Source organism: Hansschlegelia zhihuaiae (assembly GCF_004103825.1).
GTDB lineage: Bacteria > Pseudomonadota > Alphaproteobacteria > Rhizobiales > Methylopilaceae > Methylopila > Methylopila zhihuaiae.
In genome coordinates this window covers 1-17,599 of the sequence record NZ_RYFI01000004.1, presented here as the reverse complement: position 1 = coordinate 17,599, position 17,599 = coordinate 1, and the positions used below count along the sequence as shown (strand labels likewise).

Here is a 17,599-nt window from a genome sequence, read left to right as displayed (position 1 = left end):
AAGATGAAACTCGAAGAACATGCGGCGAAGGCGGTCGTTCTGCGGCCGGCCGGCGCGCCGGTCGGGAACTCGCGTCTCTGCGCGACGCCCGAGGAGGTCGCGGACGCGGTCCGCGAGATCGGCCCATCGGTGGTCAAGGCGCAGGTGCCGACGGGCAAGCGCGGCAAGGCCGGCGGCATCAAGGGCGCTGACACGCCCGAAGAGGGCGCCGAGGTCGCGCGAAAAATCCTCGGCATGACGATCGGCGGCGACGTCGTGGAGCGCGTGCTGGTCGAGGAGAAGGCCGAGATCGCGCGCGAGTTCTACGCCGCGGTGCTGATCGACGTCGTGAACCGAAGCCCGCTGGTGCTGTTCTCGACAGAGGGCGGCATGGACATCGAGGAGGTCGCGGCGGAGCGGCCCGACGCGATCCGCCGCCATGTGGTCGACGTGCTCGAGGGCTTCGGCGAGGCCGAGGCCCGGGCGATGCTCAAAGGCCTTGGTCTCGGCGCCGCAGAGGACGGCGTCGCGAAGCTTCTTGCGCAGCTCTATGCGATTTTCCGCGAGCGCGACGCCGAGCTGGTCGAGATCAACCCGCTGGCCGAGCTCAAGGACGGGCGCGTCATGGCGCTCGACTGCAAGTTCGTGGGCGACGACGCCTCGCGCGACCGCCAGCCCGAGATCGCCGCGGCCGCGACGCCCGACAGGCAGACCGAGCTCGAAAAGCGCGGCGCGGAGGCCGGGCTCAAGTTCATCCAGCTCGACGGCAATGTCGGCCTTCTGGCCAACGGCGCAGGCCTCACCATGACCACCATGGACGTGGTCAACCATTTTGGGGGACGGCCGGCGAACTTCCTCGAGATCGGTGGCGAGGCCTACACCAAGGCCGAGATCGCCCTTGACCTCGTGCTGTCGAACCCCGGCGTCAAAAGCCTTGTCGTGAACTTCTGCGGCGCCTTCGCGCGCACCGACGTCATGGCCGAGGGCGTGGTCAAGGCCTGGGAGGCGCTGAAGCCCGATGTCCCGGTCTTCTTCTCGATCCACGGCACGGGAGAGGACGAGGCGGTCGAGCTCGTCCGCAGCCGGCTCGGCATCGAGCCTTACGATCTTATGGAGGACGCCGTGAAGGCGGCGGTCGAGGCGGCGCAATGATCTATCGCAGCGGTCAACGGGTCCTCGTCCAGGGGATCACCGGCAAGCAGGGCACCTTCTGGGCCCAGAAGATGATGGAGACGGGCACGAAGGTCGTGGCGGGCGTCAACCCGAAGCGCGCCGGCGAGACCCATCTCGGCGTGCCGGTCTACGGCACGGCCGTGGAGGCGACGAAATCGACGCCCTGCGACGTCTCGGTGATTTTCGTGCCGCCCGTGCTCGCGCGCGACGCGATCGTCGACGCGATCGACGCCGGGATCGCCACCGTCGTCGTGCTCACCGAGCACATCCCGGCGCAGCACGTGCTGGAGATCCACGCCCGCGCCAAGCGCGCCGGTTGCCGCATCGTCGGCCCGAACACGGCCGGCATCGTGACGCCGGGCGAGGGCTTCGTCGGCATCATGCCGGGCCACAACCCCAACATCTTCCAGCCCGGCCATGTCGGCGTGATCTCGCGCTCGGGAAGCCTCGGCACGCTGATCTGCCTCAACCTCACCCGCGCCAAGCTCGGCCAGTCGGCCTTTATCGGCATTGGCGGCGATCCGATGATCGGCACGACGACGCGCGACGCGCTGGAGGCGCTCGACCGCGACGACCGCACCCACGCGATCGCCATGGTGGGCGAGATCGGCGGGACCATGGAGGAGGCGGCCGCCGAATACGCGGCCGGGATGAAGAAGCCGATCGCGGCCTTCATCGCCGGCCGCTCGTCGCCGCCCGACAAGAAGATGGGCCACGCTGGCGCCATCGTGACCGGCGGCAAGGGCGGCTACGCCTCCAAGCGCGAGGCGCTGGAGCGCGCGGGCGTCAAGGTGGTCGACACGCCGCACGAGATCGCCCTCGCGCTGGCTGACGTCTACGCCTAAGGCGAAGGGCGCCTCCGACGGCAAATCTCGTTTGAATCGAGACGTTTCTGTCATGCCGGGACTTGATCCGGGCATCCATCCCTTTCACCAAGGAGATGGAGTGCCGGGCCAGGCCCGGCAATGACGGTTCATTCTGGCCGGATCGCGTTTCCTATCCAGACAGGCATCAGGTCCACGATGGCGCCCCCGATCGTTCTCGTCCTCAACGCCGGCTCCTCCAGCGTCAAGTTCGCGGCCTATGAGGCGGAGGGCGAAGGCTTCGCCCAGGCGAAATGGCGCGGGCAGGTCGAGGGCATACCGGGCGATCCGGCGCTCACGGTCAGCGAGGACGGCCGTCGCATCGTCGACGGCGAGCGGCTCAAGGCGAGCGGCGTCGGCGACCATGCCAGCGCGCTGAAGATCGCGCTCGAACGCCTGTTCGAGCTGTTCGGCCGCGAGCGCCTGCTCGCCGCCGGGCACCGCGTGGTCCATGGCGGAGCGGTCTTCGATGGGCCGGCGCGGATCGGCGCGGAGGTGCTGGCGGAACTCGATCGGCTGGTTCCGCTCGCGCCGCTCCATCAGCCGCACAACATCGCTGGCGTCCGCGCCGTGGCGGAAGTCGCGCCGGAGCTGCCGCAGATCGCATGTTTCGACACCAGCTTCCACCGCACGATCCCCGCGGTCGCGAGCACCATCGCGCTGCCGCGCGAGCTCCGCGACAAGGGGCTGCGGCGCTACGGCTTCCACGGCATCTCCTATTCCTACATCGCGAGCCTGCTGCCCGAGCGTCTCTCCGAGGCCGAGCGCGGACGCGTCGTCGTCGCCCATCTCGGCAACGGGGCGAGCCTTTGCGCGATGCGCGACGGTCGGTCGGTCGAGACCACCATGGGGTTTTCGGCGCTCGACGGGCTCATGATGGGCACGCGCTGCGGGTCGCTCGATCCCGGCGTGCTGCTCTATCTGCTGCGCGACGGCTATGAGGCCGCAAGCCTCGAGGAGCTGCTCTACCGCCGTGGCGGGCTGCTCGGACTGTCGGGCGTCAGCGCCGACATGCGGGCGGTGCTGGCGAGCGACGCGCCCGAGGCGCGGCTCGCCGCCGACCAGTTCGTCTACCGGATCGTCCGCGAGGTCGGCGCGCTGACCTCGATCCTTGGCGGCCTCGACGCGCTGATCTTCACGGCGGGTATCGGCGAGCGGTCGGCGGAGATCCGCGCGCGAGTCTGCCGTGGCCTCGAATGGCTCGGCGTCGCGCTCGACGAAGAGGCCAATGAGGCGGCCGCGGAGCGCATCAGCTCGCCCGGCGGCAAGGTCGCGACGCTGGTGCTGCCGACCGACGAGGAGCGGGTGATCGCCGAGGAGACGCTCGCGCTTGTCGCGGCGGCTCGCGAACCGGCGCTCTGAGGCGGCTCGGGACCCTTCGACCGACAAGACGCTGTCGCGCCCGTCATGCCCGACGGCAGTCGGGCATCCACGACTTACTCGGGCGAAGAGCTCGACGCCCAAGTCGTGGATACCCGCGCTGCGCGCGGGCATGACGGCCGGCGGAGCGATCGAGGGATCGCCCGGCCCACGTGGTCACGCGGGCCGGACGTGGCGCTTGGGCGTCAGGCAGCGGCGCCGACGCGGCTTGGGCTTTCGACCTGCTTTGGCGCAGGCGAGCGGATCGCGAGCGCGGAGAACATGCTGACCAGCGCCGCGAACACCACATAGGCGCAGATCAGCCAGGGCTGGCCGCCGCCCTTCGCCAGCAGCCAGGTGGCGATGATCGGCGTCAGCCCCGAGGCGAAGATCCCCGAGAACTGGTAGACGAACGAGATGCCGGTGTAGCGCACCCGCGCGTCGAACAGGTCGGAGAACAGGGCGGCCTCCGGCCCGTAGCACATCGCGTAGACGATGCCGAACGGCACGACGATCGCGAGCGCGACCAGCAGAGGATCGCCCGAGCTCAGCAGCCAGAACGACGGGAAGGCGCAGAGCGCGAGCAGGAACGAGCCGATCGCATAGGTCTTCGGCCGTCCCCATTTGTCGGACAGCCGCCCGAAGAACGGGATCGCGAAGATCATCACGAAGGCCGCGAGCGTCACCAGCCAGAGCGCCGTGGTGCGCGGCATCTTCACGTAGTTCGACAGGTAAACGACCGAGAACACAGCGAAGACGTTGAAGAACACGCCGTCGATGTAGCGTGCGCCCATGCCGAGCAGGATGTTCTTCGGATAGCGGGTGATCATCTCGACGAAGGGGATCTTCACCTCGGCCTGCGACGCCTTGACCTTGGCGAATTCCGGCGTCTCGAGGATCTTCAGGCGGATGTAGAGGCCGACCGCGACCAGGATGATGCTGGCGACGAAGCCGACGCGCCAGCCCCATGCCATGAACTGCTCGTCGGGCAGGCTCGACATGATCGCGACGACCCCGGAGGCGAGGCAGAGCCCGATGGCGAGGCCGATCTGCGGCAGGCTGGCGTAGAAGCCGCGCTTGTTCTCCGGCGCGTATTCATAGGCCATCAGCACCGCGCCGCCCCATTCGCCGCCGATGCCGATGCCCTGCGCGATGCGCAGAACGAGCAGCAGGACGGGCGCCGCGAGGCCGATCTGCTGGTAGGTCGGCAGAAGGCCGATCAGAACCGTCGCGACGCCCATGATCATGAGCGTCAGGACCAGCATGCTCTTGCGGCCGATCTTGTCGCCGAAATGGCCGAAGATAACGCCGCCGAGCGGCCGCGCCACGAAGCCGATCGCGAATGTGGTGTAGGCGAGCATGATCCCGACCACCGGATCGCCGGCCGGGAAGAACAGCTTGTTGAAGACGATTCCCGCCACGATCCCGTAGAGGAAGAAGTCGTACCACTCGATGGTCGCGCCGATGACGCTCGCCATCACCACGCGTCTGATGTCTTCCTTGGTCGGCTGTTGGGCCGCCGCTTCGGCTATTTCCTCTTTCATGCCGCTCTCCTCGCGTTTCCTCTTTCGACGTCCTCTCGGATCATGTCGGCGGCTTTCTCGCCCATCATGATCGCGGGGACGTTCGTGTTGCCGGATACGAGGGTCGGCATGACCGAGCAGTCGACGACCCAGAGGCCGTCGACGCCGCGCACCCGGAGTCGGTTGTCGACGACCGTCATGGGGTCGTCGTCGCGCCCCATCCGGCAGGTGCCGGAGGGGTGGAAGATGGTCGCGCCGTTGCGGCGCGCGAAGGCGAGAAGCTCCTCGTCGGAGCCGCCGACCTCGGGGCCGGGCTGGAGCTCGGCCGCCACATAGCTGCGGAGCGGCTCGGTCGCGGCGAGCTTGCGCGCGAAGCGGATCGCGGCGACGGCGCAGCGCCGGTCGAGCTCGGCCGACAGATAGTTCGAGCGCATGCGCGGGGCGGCCAGCGGGTCGGCGGAGGCCAGCATGACCTCGCCGCGGCTCTCCGGCCTCAGCTGGCAGACCGACAGCGTGAAGCCCGGATGATCGTGGACCTTGCCGCCCGCCATGTCGGCCGACAGCGTCCCGACGTGGAATTGCACGTCGGGAGTGTCGGACTCCGGCAGGACGCGGGTGAAGATCCCGCCCTGATTGATGCCGATCGAGAGCGGGCCGCCCCTCGTGAACAGCCATTGCAGCCCCATCCGCGCCCGTCCGAACAGCGAGTTCAGCGCGTCATTGGTCGTGATCGGCTTGGCGCAGCGATAGGTCAGGCGGAACTGCAGATGGTCCTGCAGGTTCTGGCCGACGCCGGGGAGGTTGGCCCTCACGGCCAAGCCGTGCTCGCGGAGATGCTCCGCGGGGCCGAGGCCCGACAGCATCAGCAACTGCGGCGACTGCAGCGCGCCGGCCGACAACACCACGCCGCGGCGCGCGACGGCGCGGCGCGTCTCGCCGCCCTGGCGATAGGCGACGCCGGTCGCGCGGCCTTGCGTGAACAGCACCTCGGTGGCGTGCGCGTCGGTGACGATCGCGAGATTGTCGCGCTTCTCGGCGGGCTTGAGATAGGCCTTGGCGGCGCTCATGCGCCAGCCATCCTTGGTCGTCAGCTGGAAATAGCCGACGCCTTCCTGCTCGGGGCCGTTGAAGTCGCGGGTGCGCTTGACGCCATTGGCCTCGGCGGCCCCGATCACGGCCTCGATCAGCTCGTGACGGACGGGGATGCTGCTGACATGCAGCGGCCCGTGCGCGCCGTGGAGCTGGCGGTCGTCGGCGAGGTCGGGGTTGGTCTCGAGCTTGACGAAATAGGGCAGCACGTCGGCCCAGCCCCAGCCGCGCGCGCCCATCCGCGCCCAGCCGTCGTAATCCTCGCGCTGGCCGCGGATCACGATCAGGCCGTTGATCGACGAGCAGCCGCCCAGCACCCGGCCGCGCGGCCAGTAGATCCGCCGGCCGTCCATGTTGTCGTCGGGCTCGGTGTAGAAACGCCAGTTCAGCTTTTCGTGCCACATCGTCTTGCCGTAGCCGATGGGCAGATGAATCCAGAAGCTCCGGTCGCGCGGCCCGGCTTCGAGCAGCGCGACGCTGTAACGGCCGTTCTCGGACAGACGGTTCGCGAGCACGCAGCCGGACGAACCGGCGCCCACGATGATGAAGTCGAACTCGTCGTCCATTTTCTTTTTGGCCATGCGACGTTTCCTCAGCGGCGTGATGCTGAGTTCCTATCGGCCGATAGTCAACGCCATATTGAGACGAAATGTCTCACTGAATGAGATAGCGGATGAGACTTTCGTCTGAATGCGTGGCCCTTCCGCGATCGGGAAGCTGGGCCTAGATCATCGGATCAGCGCGGCGGAAGGCGGCATGGCTTTGGCCCAGGACGAGGATGGCGACCGACAGCCGGCCGGTTCGGCGCTGACGCGCTCGCTCGAGCTTCTGGAGACCGTGGCGGCCGCGGCCGAGGCGCCGACCGTCGCCGAGCTCTGCCACAAGCTCTCGCTGCCGAAGCCCACGGCGCACCGCCTCTGCCAGCGGCTCGAGGCGGAGGGCTATCTCGCGCGGGAGCCCGGCGGCCGGCGCTTCGCGGCCGGTCCGAGGCTGTTGCGCATGGGTCTCGACGCGCTGCGCTCTGGTATCGGCGCCGACCGGAGGGCGGTGCTGGAGGAGGTCGTCCGCGAGATCGGCGAGACTTGCAACTTCACCACGCTGGTCGGCCATGAGGTGGTCTATCTCGAGCGCGTCGAGGCGCGCTGGCCGCTCCGGATGCATCTCGAGCCTGGCTCGCGCGTGCCGCTGCATTGCACGGCGAGCGGCAAGCTGTTCCTCGCCGCCATGACGCCGGCGCGGCGCGCCCGCATGCTCGACGCGATCGACCTCGCCGCCTTCACGCCTTCGACCATCACCGACCGAACTGCGCTGGAGACCGAGCTCGCGAGGATCAGAAAACAGGGCTTCAGCGAGGACCGCGAGGAGTTCCTGCTCGGCCTGGTGGCGATCTCGGCCCCGGTGGTGGGGCGGGACGGCGCGACGCTCGCCGCGGTCGCCTGCCACGGCCCGAGCGCCCGCTTCGACCTCGACGACGCCCGCCGGCACCTGCCCACCCTGCGGGCGGCGGCGGGGAAACTGGCCGCGACGCTGCTCGGCTAGCTCGGATCCCCGACCCGGAAGCACGGTGAAGAGACCCGGGGGGCGGAGCTCTTGGGATGGGCATGGACTCCGCGTTAATGATCATCGGCTACTGATTGCGAGCGTCGGCGGCGGTCGTCGCCGTCCGCTGAGGGAAGGACTGCGATGACGCGGCTTCACCATCGCGCTTTCATTCGTCGCAAGCGCATCGCCGCGGTGACGCTCGCGATCCTGCTTCCGGTCTCGGCGAGAGCGGCCGAGCCGATGTCTGTCGGCGACATCGCGCGCGCCCAGGCCAGGCCGCTGGTGACGTCGGGCCAGACGCCCGGCATAGCGGTCGCGATCCTCGAGGGCGACCGCGAACCGAAATTCTTCGCCTATGGCGACGCGACCGTCGCCGCCGACGGCGCGCCGCCGAGGCCTTTCCGCGCCGATATGCTGTTCGAGATCGGCTCGAACACGAAGCTCTTCACCACGAACCTGCTCGGCCAGCGCGTGGCGGCGGGGGAGCTCCGCCTCGGCGACCCACTGTCCGGCTTCGCCGCGCAACTCGGACAGCTAAAGCCAGCAACAGGCCGCATAACGCTGAAGGAGCTTGGAGACTTCACGGCGGGCGTCGCCAACAGCGCGCCCCTGTGCGGCGCCCCGCCGACGCCTGGATGCATGCCGTCCGAGCGTCCGACCATCGAGGCCTACGGCCCGGGCGACATGGCGGCCTATTTTCGCGCCATTGTGCCTCTCGACTTCTCCGTGACGCCACCGGAGGCCACGCGCGCTCCGGCGCCCTACCTCTATTCAAACTTCAGCGTCGGGATGCTGGGCCTCCTGCTGGGAGGCGCGCCGGACAAGCCGCTTGGCGACGGCGCCGTCCGCGGCTGGTTCGACGCCGTGCAGTCCGACATCTTCAAGCCGCTCGCGATGCGGGACACCTTCCTCAAGATCCCGGCCCGGTTGGCGGACAGGCGCGTATCAGGTTACGACCGGGCGACCGCGCTGGCGCAGGTGACGGACGGCGCGATCACGGGCGTCACGCTCGTCAATCCCGGCGGCGACTACCTCGTCGCCCCGCAGGTCGCCATCACCGGCGGAAACGGGTCGGGCGCGACGGCGGTCGCCACTCTCGAGGGCCGCGCCGTCGGCTCGATCGCGGTGACGGCGCCCGGCCAGGGCTATCTCCCGCCGCCGCAGGTGGTGTTCACCGACGGCGGCTCGACGATCACCGCCGATGCCGAGGCGGTCATCGCCGATGGGACGATCATAGGCGTCAGGATCCGGCATGGCGGCGCCGGCTACCAGCGGATCCCGACGGTGACGGTCGTCGGCGGTCTCGGCCCCGGGGGCCGGGCGGCTTCCGCCACGGCGCATGTGTCGAACGGCGCAGTCAGCTACGTGTCGGTCGACGATCCGGGCGCCGGCTATGTCGAGCCGCTCACAGTCGTGATCGCTCCCGGGAAACCGGTCCCCGCCGCCGCCATCCCGGCCTGGGCTCCGGCGGGCGCTCTGTCGTCCACGCTCGAAGACATGGCGAAGTTCGCCCGCGCCGCCATGAGACGGCCGGCGCCGACGGTCCCTGCTTTGCTGCTGGAAGGCTTCCGCGTGGCGCAGACGCCGTATGCCTGCCAGGGGACGGAGAACCCGCCAAGCCTGAAGACCTGTCCGGCCGGCGCCACGCGGTCCGCGCTCGCCTGGATGGCGGCGCCCCGCGACCGCGTCAATGGCGTGGCACCGATCTTTTCAAAGATCGGCGGGCTGCCGGGCTACTGGAGCGCCGTCGCCGTGATGCCGAAGCACGGCCTCGGCGTGGTCGTGTTCATGAACTCGCGACCGGCCGACGCCGCCGAGGCGGGAGAGACCGTCGACCGCGTCGCCGACAACATCCTCTACGCCCTGTTCTACGAACGCTGCGACGGGGGGCGGCCGTCCGCGGCGCGACGCTGCGCCGCGCCGAACTGAGCGCGGCGTGACGTCGAGCCGCGTGGCGCACGATGCGCAGACTGGGCGACATGGCGTGCACGTCGCCGAAACTGCCGGTCAGCCTGCGCCGACGTGGCCTTCGCTGAACGACGCCAGCATCGTCTGGGTCGCCTTGGTGGCGTAGCGCTCGACATGACGGAGCGCGAGGAAGCGGCGGGTCGGTAGCGGCAGCTCCACGGCGACTAGCGAGCCCGCGCGCAGCGAAGCGGCGGCGACGAGCTTCGACATGACGCTCGCCCCGGCGCCGGCCTCGACGGCGGCGCGCACCGCCTCGTTCGACGGGAGCTCCAGCGCGACGTCTAGGTCGGCCACCGAAAGCCCCGCGGCCGCGACCGCCTCCTCGAGGATCGAGCGCGTGCCGGAGCCCTGCTCCCGCAGCACCCAACGCGTGGCCGTGAGCCCACCGGGGCCGATCATGCCGGCCGCGGCCCAGGGATGGTCGGGCGCGACGACCAGAGCGAGCTCGTCGTCGGCCACCGGCGTCACGCTCAGCGCAGGATCGTCGACCTCGCCCTCCACCACGCCGAGATCGACCGCACCGTCATGCGCGAGCGCCGCGATGGCTTCGGTGTTGCCGATGGTGAGCGTGACGGCGACGCCGGGAAAGCGTTCCTGGAAGCGGTGGATATAGGCGGGCAGCCAGTAGCTCGCGACGGTCTGGCTCGCGCCGAGCGCCAGCCTGCCTTTCTTGAGGCCGGCGAGATCGGCCAGCACCGTCTCGGCCGCGGAGGCCCGCGCCAGCACCGCCCGGGCCTCGTGCAGGAACTGGCGGCCGGCGTCGGTCAGCGCGATGCGGCGGCCGATGCGGTCGAACAGCCTGGTGGCGTAGCGCGCCTCGAGCGCCGCGACCGCGGCGCTGGTCGCTGACTGGGTCAGATGCAGCTCGGCCGCGGCTCGGGTGACGTGCTCGAGCTCCGCGACGGCGACGAAGATGCGGAGCTGTTCGAGAGTCATCGGGGAAGCCTGCAGAGCGCCAGACCGGCGGCCGCGCCGGGGCCGGAGACCATCGTCCCCGTCATGCAGGTGACATTCGTTCTTTCCCGGCGATTGTTCAAGGGTGGTCGTTCTGCGCAGACGATCAATTCGCGGCGAAGTCTTCAGCCTGATCCCGGACCGGCGTCACTTCAGGTTTCGTGTCTTTCCCAAAATTGATCTTGGCCGGACCCTCGACCGGCGGCGGGAGACATATTGAACGAACGCATTGTCCGCGGATGTCGCGCGCATTCAATTTCATTGCACATATAGAATGTGAATAATCAGTATTATACTCAGCAAAGACGTATTTTTATGACTGTAATGAGCTTCGCCGAACGTTCTGATCGATTTTTGGCGTTAGAATACACGCGGTCGTCTCGGTAATCTAAGCCCTCGTTCCAGGCCCGCTTTCGGGCCCCGACCGGAAGGGTTCTTATCTCGATGGCGCTGATCGCCGACGCCCTTGGTCAGGCGGGCCGCCTGTTCCGCCGCATGGCGCTGACCGAAGCGCCGGCGCGGCCGGCGGCTCGAGCGAGGCGTGATCCCCTTGAGGCGCTCGCCGGCCCGCCCGAAGTCGTGGAGACCTCGCCCACGGTCGGCGACGAGGTGAAGTACACCACCTGCTACATGTGCGCCTGCCGCTGCGGGATCAAAGTCCATCTCAAGGACGGCAAGATCCGCTACATCGAGGGCAACAGGGACCACCCGGTGAACCGGGGCGTGCTGTGCGGCAAGGGCTCCGCCGGCATCATGCAGCAATATTCGCCCGCGAAGCTCCGCAAGCCGCTGCTCCGGACCGGCGAGCGCGGCTCCGGCGAGTTCAAGGAGATCGAGTGGGACGAGGCGATGCGCCTCGCGACCGACTGGCTCGGCGAGATCCGCCGGACCGATCCGAAGAAGCTCGCCTTCTTCACCGGCCGCGACCAGAGCCAGTCGCTCACCGGCTGGTGGGCGATGCAGTTCGGCACGCCGAACTTCGCCGCCCATGGCGGCTTCTGCTCGGTCAACATGGCGGCCGCCGGGCTCTATTCGATGGGCGGCGCCTTCTGGGAGTTCGGCGAGCCGGATTGGGACCACGCCCGCTACTTCGTGATGTTCGGCGTGGCGGAAGACCACGACTCGAACCCGATCAAGATCGGCCTGTCGAAGCTCAAGGCGAACGGCGCCAAATTCGTCTCCGTCAACCCGGTCAAGACCGGCTATTCGGCCGTCGCCGACGAGTGGGTCGGGCTGACGCCGGGAACCGACGGCCTGTTCGTCTTCGCGCTGATCCACGCGCTGCTCGAAGCCGACGCGATCGATTTCGACTTCCTCGCCCGATACACCAATGCGACCTGGCTCGTGGTGCAGAACCCCGGCGGGCCGGACCACGGCCTGTTCGCGCGCGACGCGAACGGCGTCCCGCTCGCTTGGGACAAGACCGAGGGCGCAGCCGCGGCGTCGAGCCGCGCCGACATCTCGCCCGCTGTCGTCGGGACGTTCGACTTGGCCGATGGCCGCAAGGCGGTCCCGTCCTTCCAGCTGCTCGCCGAGCGCTATCTGGACAAGCAATACGCCCCCGAGGCGGTCGCGGAGCGTTGCGGGCTGACGGCCGAGCGCATCCGCCGCATCGCGGCTGAGATCGCCCATGCGGCGTTCCAGGAGGAGATCGTGCTCGACCAGCCCTGGACCGACTGGGCCGGCCGCCGGCATGAGAAGATGATCGGCCGTCCCGTGGCGATGCACGGCATGCGGGGCATCTCGGCCCATTCGAACGGCTTCCACACCTGCCGCGCGATCCACGTGCTGCAGATGCTGATCGGCGCGATCGATACGCCGGGCTCCTGGCGCTACAAGGCGCCGTATCCGAAGCCGATCCCCGGCGGCCCGCCGCCGGGCGGCAAGACGACCGCGCCCAACACGCCGCTCAGCGGCATGCCGCTCGGCTTCACCATGGGTCCGGAGGACCTCCTGGTCGAGGCCGACGGGACGCCGAAGCGGCTCGACAAGGCCTATTCCTGGGAGGCGCCGCTGTCGGCCCACGGGCTGATGCACATGGCGATCCACAACGCCTGGGCGGGCGACCCGTACCCCGTCGACGTGCTCTTCATGTACATGGCCAACATGGCCTGGAACTCGTCGATGAACACGGCGGGGACCATGAAGATGCTGACCGACAAGCATCCGGACGGGTCCTACAAGATCCCGAAGATCATCTATTCGGACGCCTATGCCTCCGAGATGGTCTCCTACGCCGACCTCGTGCTGCCGGACACGACCTATCTCGAGCGCTGGGACTGCATCTCTCTGCTCGACCGGCCGATCGGCAGCGCGCACGGGCCCGCGGACGCCATCCGCCGCCCGGTGCTGAAGCCCGACCGAGACGTCAGGCCGTTCCAGGACGTGATGATCGACCTCGGCGCGCGGCTCGGCCTGCCGGGCTTCACCAATGAGGACGGCTCGCCCAAGTTCCCGGGGGGCTATTCGGACTACATCGTCAATCATCAGCGCAAGCCCGGCATCGGCCCGCTCGCCGGCTTCCGCGGCGAGGACGGACAGACGCCCGGGAAGGGCGCGCCCAACAAGGGCCAGCTCGAGGCCTACATCGCCAATAAGAGCTTCTGGCGGCTCGAGCTGCCGCATGACGAGGCCTACTTCAAGCACTCCAACAAGGGCTATCTCGACCACGCCGTGAAGCTCGGCATGATCGACAAGGCCGACCAGATCGTCCTGCAGCTCTATTGCGAGCCGTTGCAGAAGTTCCGGCTGGCGGCCGAGGGCCACGGCGCGATCCAGCCGCCGGAGCGCGACCGCGAGCGGGTCAGGACCTATTTCGACCCGCTGCCGATCTGGTACCAGCCGCTCGAGGAGCAGAAGATCGCGCTCGACGATTTTCCTTTGTCGGCGCTGACCCAGCGACCGATGGCGATGTACCATTCCTGGCACTCGCAGAACGCCTGGCTCGCCAGATCTTCTCGAAGAACTTCCTCTACATGAACCGCGCGACGGCCGAGAAGCACGGCCTCGTCGACGGCGATTTCGTCTGGGTCACGAGCCACCATTCACGCATCAAGGTGCCGGTGCGCACGATGGAGGGCGTCAACCCCAACACGGTCTGGACCTGGAACGCGATCGGCAAGCGCAAGGGCGCCTGGAACCTGCCGAAGGACGCGCCCGAGGGCGAACAGGGCTTCCTGCTCAACCACACCATCTCCGAGCTGCTGCCGCCCGAGAAGGACGGCTACCGCTACTCGAACTCCGACCCGGTGACCGGGCAGGCCGCCTGGTACGATCTGCGCGTCCGGATCGAGAAGGCGGCCGAGACCGAGCAGGCCTGCGACCCGAGCTTCCCGCCGCTCGAGAGGCCGCCGGGCATGCCGGACCGGCCCGACGTGCTGCGCTTCGAGGCCGGCGGCCGCAAGCAGCCCTGGGACCGGCGCCCCGATCCGCGCGCCGGCCGGAGGGCCGCCTCGTGACCTGCCTGCCCGCGCCCTTTCCGGGGCAGAAGAAGCTCGGCCTCGTCATCGACCTCGACACCTGCGTCGGCTGCCACGCCTGCGCGGTGAACTGCAAGGAGTGGAACGCGAGCGGGCATTCCGGACCGCTCTCCGACTTCGAGGCGAAGTCCGACGGCGTCTGGTTCAACCGCGTCCACACCTACGAGGCGGGCGAGGGCGAGGCGTCGCGCACCGTGCATTTCCCGCGCTCCTGCCTGCACTGCGAGGAGCCGGCCTGCGTCACCGTCTGCCCGACCGGCGCCTCCTACAAGCGCGCCGAGGACGGCATCGTGCTGGTCAACGCCGACACCTGCATCGGCTGCAAGCTGTGCTCCTGGGCCTGCCCCTACGGCGCGCGCGAGTTCGACGAAGACGACGGCGTGATGAAGAAATGCACGCTCTGCGTCGACAAGATCTACAACGAGAACCTCCCCGAGGAGGACCGCCAGCCGGCCTGCGTCGCGACCTGTCCCGCGAGCGCGCGCCATTTCGGCGACCTGGGCGATCCCAACTCCAAGGTGTCGAAGCTCGTCGCGGAGCGCGGCGGCTACGATTTGATGCCCGAGATGGGCTACAAGCCCGTCAACAAATACCTGCCGCCCCGGCCGAAGAAGACCGGCGCGTCCTGCGGGTCGAAGGCCAGCGAGGAGTTCTCGCTGATCGACCTCGCGGAGCGCCGCGCGGCCAAGGACGAGATCGCGGTGAAGACCGGCGCGGAGCCGACCTTGGCCAAGGCGGATGGCAAGGGCGCGGCCTTCCTGCGCTGGGCCGACCGCGTGCTGTCTCGCTGAGGGCCCGCGCGCGATGCATCCCGCTTTTTCCGTCATCCTGTTCACGACCGCGTCCGGCGCGGGCTACGGCCTGCTGCTCTGGTTCGCGCTCTGCTCGCTGGCCGCGCCAGACTGGATCGACCGGCCGCTCGCGCTGACGACTCTGCTGTTCGGACTTGCGCTGGTGAGCGCGGGCCTCGGCTCGTCCACGCTGCATCTCGGCCGTCCCGAGCGCGCCTGGCGCGCGCTCTCGCAGTGGCGCACCTCCTGGCTCTCTCGCGAGGGCGTCGCGGCGATCGCGGCCTATGTCCCGGCGGGCCTTCTGGCGCTCGCCTGGATCGTCTGGCCGAGGCCCGGCGGCGTCGCCATCCTGCCCGCCCTGCTCATGATCCCGGCCGCGCTCGCCACGACCTATTGCACGGCGATGATCTACGCCTCGCTGAAGACCGTGCGGCAGTGGCGCAACCGCTTCACCGTGCCGAACTATTACGCGCTCGGCCTGTTCACCGGCGCGCTGCTGTTCGCCGCGATCCTGCGGCTGTTCGGACGCGAGACCGTCGCGGTCGATATCGCCGTCCTGGTTGTGGGGGCGGCCACGCTTGCGCTCAAGCTCGCTTACTGGCGCTCGATCGAGGGCAGGGGCGCGAGCACGGCCGAAAGCGCGACCGGCCTCGGGGGCTTCGGGACGGTGCGCCTGTTCGAGGCGCCGCACACCGAAGAGAACTACCTGATGCGCGAGATGGGCTTCTCCATCGCGCGCAAGCACGCCGCCAAGCTCCGCCGGCTCTGCCTCGCGGCGCTGTTCGGCGCGCCGCTGCTGCTGACGCTCATCGCGCTTCTCGCCGGAGGCTGGATCGCGGGCTTCGCCGCGGTTCTCGCGGTGATCTCCGCCGGCGCCGGCGTGCTGGTCGAGCGCTGGCTGTTCTTCGCCGAGGCGACCCATGTCGTGACGCTGTTCTACGGCGCGAGGGCCGCGTGACGGATCAGCCGCATCCCGCCGCGCCGATCGGCCGGTTCTGGTCGGAGCTCGGCCAGGCCGTGCGGCCGGTGTGGCTGTCTTCCGTCACGCCCCGCACCCTGAAGGCCGACGCCCTTGCGGGGCTGACCAGCGCGACCGTTGTGCTGCCGCAGGCGGTCGCCTTCGCGGCGATCGCGGGCCTGCCGCCGCAATACGGCTTCTACACCGCGATCGTGACCCCGATCGTCGCCGGCCTGTTCGGCTCGTCCTGGGTCATGGTGTCGGGCCCGACGCTGGTGATCTCGGCGCTGACCTCGAGCGCGCTGGCGCCGCTCGCCGAACCGTTCTCGGCTCAGTTCGTCGCCATGGCGATGTTCCTGACGCTCTATGTTGGCCTGCTGCAATGCGCGTTCGGCGCGCTCCGGCTCGGCCGCTTCGTGAATTTCATTTCACATTCGGTGATGATCGGCTTCACGGCGGCGGCCGCGCTGCTGATCACCGTGAGCCAGCTCAAGGACGCGCTCGGCGTCGCGGTCGAGCGGGGCCACAGCATCTTCCAGCAGGTCGCGAGGCTCGCGGCCTCGTTCGACGCGATCAACTTCGCCGCGGTCGGCATCGCCGCGTCGACGCTCGCGACCCTCGTGCTGTTCAAGATCTTCGCGCCGAAGCTTCCCGCCTTCATCATCGCGCTCGGCGTCGGCAGCCTGATCGGCGTCGCGATCGACGCCGAGGCGCTCGGCGTCAAGATGGTCGGCGCGCTGCCCTCGATCACCCCGGCGCTGACGCCGCCGCCCTTCTCCTTCGACTATCTCCACCAGCTCTCAGAGGGCGCCTTCGCAATCGCGCTGCTCGGGCTTGTCGAGGCGATCTCGATCGGCCGCGCCTTCGGGCTGAAGCAGGGCCGCCATTTCGACGCCAATCGCGAGATCGCGGCGCAGGGCGTGTCCAACGTCGTCGGCGGCCTGTTCCAGTGCTACCCGGCCTCGGGCTCCTTCACCCGCTCGGGCGTGAACTACGAGGCCGGCGCCGCGACGCCGCTGTCGGCGATCCTGTCCTCGGGCTTCCTGCTCGCGATCCTCTTGGTCGTGGCCCCGCTGTTCGGCGAGGTGCCGATCCCGGCGGTCGCGGGCGTCATCCTCTATGTCGCCTACCGGCTGATCGACGTGAGGGCGATCCGCCACATCCTCGCGACCAGCCGGACCGAGACGATCATCACCGCCGTCACCTTCTGCGCGGGCCTGTTCGTCAATCTCGAATTCGCGGTCTATGGCGGCGTCATCGTCTCGCTGCTGATCTTTCTTTCGCGGACCGCCAAGCCCGCGCTCTCGATCGGCGCGCCGGACCAGAACCAGGCGCACCGGCCGTTCCGCAACTCCGAGGTCTACGGCCTGCCGGAATGCCCGCAGCTCGCCTTCGCGCGGCTCGAGGGACCGCTTTATTTCGGCTCGGTCGACTATCTCGAGCGCGAGTTCGACAGGCTGCGGACGACGCGGCCGCATCAGAAGCGTCTCGGCGTGATCCTGCGCGGCACCGGCGACGTCGACCTGCCGGGTGCGGAGCTCCTCATCTCCGAAGCGAAGCGGCGGCGTGCGGCGGGCGGCGACCTCTATCTCATCGCGCGCTTCCCGCCGCTCGTGAAGACGCTCGAGCGCTTCCACGTCCTGGACGTGCTGGGACCGGACAACGTGATCGACTCCAAAGGCCACGCGATCGAGAAGATCGTCCCGCAGCTCGACCCCGAGATCTGCCGGACCTGCCCTGCGCGGGTCTTCCGCGAATGCTTCGACCGCCCCGACGACAAGCGGCAGAAAAAGCCCGAGGACGCGATCGCCTATACGTGAGGGCAGGCGGTGAGGGGCGCGTCGTTCGGCGTCATGCCCGGACTTGATCCGGGCATCTTCCGTGTTTTGGGTCAAGTTACGCTGCGTGTCGCCATATTTGC

Annotated in this window: 11 protein-coding genes and 1 pseudogene; 9 read left to right on the top strand and 3 right to left on the bottom strand. The window is 68.9% G+C overall.

Annotation, left to right across the window (positions count from 1 at the left end; all coding sequences use genetic code 11):
* Positions 1-3 precede the first annotated feature (3 nt).
* From EK403_RS05440 to EK403_RS05430, 3 genes are all read left to right on the top strand, one after another.
* Positions 4-1,131 carry a succinate--CoA ligase subunit beta gene (locus EK403_RS05440; protein WP_128776497.1) on the top strand — a complete coding sequence of 376 codons (1,128 nt, stop codon included), beginning with the start codon at positions 4-6 and terminating at the stop codon, positions 1,129-1,131.
* Complete coding sequence (gene sucD, locus EK403_RS05435) at positions 1,128-1,997, top strand: succinate--CoA ligase subunit alpha (protein ID WP_128776496.1); 870 nt, start codon at positions 1,128-1,130, stop codon at positions 1,995-1,997. The genes EK403_RS05440 and sucD overlap by 4 nt, the downstream gene beginning before the upstream one ends.
* 177 nt (positions 1,998-2,174) lie before the next feature.
* A complete protein-coding gene (locus EK403_RS05430; protein WP_128776495.1) occupies positions 2,175-3,377 on the top strand; it encodes an acetate/propionate family kinase in 1,203 nt (400 codons plus the stop codon).
* Positions 3,378-3,580: 203 nt separating this feature from the next.
* Here the strand turns inward: EK403_RS05430 and EK403_RS05425 are convergent, their stop codons facing one another.
* Positions 3,581-4,918 (bottom strand): MFS transporter, encoded by a 1,338-nt coding sequence (locus EK403_RS05425; protein ID WP_128776494.1) that lies wholly within the window; start codon positions 4,916-4,918, stop codon positions 3,581-3,583.
* Entirely contained in the window at positions 4,915-6,567 is a 1,653-nt protein-coding gene (locus tag EK403_RS05420) for a GMC family oxidoreductase (protein ID WP_245479528.1), read from the bottom strand. The genes EK403_RS05425 and EK403_RS05420 overlap by 4 nt, the downstream gene beginning before the upstream one ends.
* A 175-nt stretch (positions 6,568-6,742) precedes the next feature.
* Here EK403_RS05420 and EK403_RS05415 point away from each other — a divergent pair, with 175 nt between their 5' ends.
* Both EK403_RS05415 and EK403_RS05410 read left to right on the top strand, forming a co-directional pair.
* Positions 6,743-7,525: an IclR family transcriptional regulator gene (locus tag EK403_RS05415; protein WP_128776493.1), complete on the top strand. Its 783-nt coding sequence runs from the start codon at positions 6,743-6,745 to the stop codon at positions 7,523-7,525.
* A gap of 144 nt (positions 7,526-7,669) precedes the next feature.
* Positions 7,670-9,457, top strand: coding sequence for a serine hydrolase (locus tag EK403_RS05410; protein WP_128776492.1), 1,788 nt, complete (start codon positions 7,670-7,672; stop codon positions 9,455-9,457).
* Positions 9,458-9,535: 78 nt separating this feature from the next.
* On the opposite strand, the gene EK403_RS05405 is transcribed toward EK403_RS05410, so the two are convergent.
* Positions 9,536-10,432: a LysR family transcriptional regulator gene (locus EK403_RS05405; protein WP_128776491.1), complete on the bottom strand. Its 897-nt coding sequence runs from the start codon at positions 10,430-10,432 to the stop codon at positions 9,536-9,538.
* Between the two features lie 513 nt (positions 10,433-10,945).
* On the opposite strand from EK403_RS05405, the pseudogene EK403_RS05400 reads away from it, so the two are divergent.
* The 4 genes and pseudogenes from EK403_RS05400 to EK403_RS05385 all read left to right on the top strand — a co-directional run bounded on the left by EK403_RS05400 (position 10,946) and on the right by EK403_RS05385 (position 17,498).
* Positions 10,946-13,908: pseudogene (locus EK403_RS05400) on the top strand (molybdopterin oxidoreductase family protein).
* A complete protein-coding gene (locus EK403_RS05395) occupies positions 13,905-14,720 on the top strand; it encodes a 4Fe-4S dicluster domain-containing protein (protein ID WP_128776490.1) in 816 nt (271 codons plus the stop codon). Before EK403_RS05400 ends, EK403_RS05395 begins: the two are co-directional and overlap by 4 nt.
* 13 nt (positions 14,721-14,733) lie before the next feature.
* Positions 14,734-15,678, top strand: coding sequence for a dimethyl sulfoxide reductase anchor subunit family protein (locus tag EK403_RS05390; RefSeq protein ID WP_128776489.1), 945 nt, complete (start codon positions 14,734-14,736; stop codon positions 15,676-15,678).
* Positions 15,675-17,498, top strand: coding sequence for a SulP family inorganic anion transporter (locus tag EK403_RS05385; RefSeq protein WP_206659486.1), 1,824 nt, complete (start codon positions 15,675-15,677; stop codon positions 17,496-17,498). The genes EK403_RS05390 and EK403_RS05385 overlap by 4 nt, the downstream gene beginning before the upstream one ends.
* The last annotated feature ends 101 nt before the right edge of the window (positions 17,499-17,599 follow it).

Coding starts and splice junctions, on each gene's coding strand:
- EK403_RS05440 (WP_128776497.1), top strand. CDS start 4: ATGAAACTCGAAGAACATGCGGCGAAGGCGGTCGTTCTGCGGCCGGCC.
- sucD (WP_128776496.1), top strand. CDS start 1,128: ATGATCTATCGCAGCGGTCAACGGGTCCTCGTCCAGGGGATCACCGGC.
- EK403_RS05430 (WP_128776495.1), top strand. CDS start 2,175: ATGGCGCCCCCGATCGTTCTCGTCCTCAACGCCGGCTCCTCCAGCGTC.
- EK403_RS05425 (WP_128776494.1), bottom strand. CDS start 4,918: ATGAAAGAGGAAATAGCCGAAGCGGCGGCCCAACAGCCGACCAAGGAA.
- EK403_RS05420 (WP_245479528.1), bottom strand. CDS start 6,567: ATGGCCAAAAAGAAAATGGACGACGAGTTCGACTTCATCATCGTGGGC.
- EK403_RS05415 (WP_128776493.1), top strand. CDS start 6,743: ATGGCTTTGGCCCAGGACGAGGATGGCGACCGACAGCCGGCCGGTTCG.
- EK403_RS05410 (WP_128776492.1), top strand. CDS start 7,670: ATGACGCGGCTTCACCATCGCGCTTTCATTCGTCGCAAGCGCATCGCC.
- EK403_RS05405 (WP_128776491.1), bottom strand. CDS start 10,432: ATGACTCTCGAACAGCTCCGCATCTTCGTCGCCGTCGCGGAGCTCGAG.
- EK403_RS05390 (WP_128776489.1), top strand. CDS start 14,734: ATGCATCCCGCTTTTTCCGTCATCCTGTTCACGACCGCGTCCGGCGCG.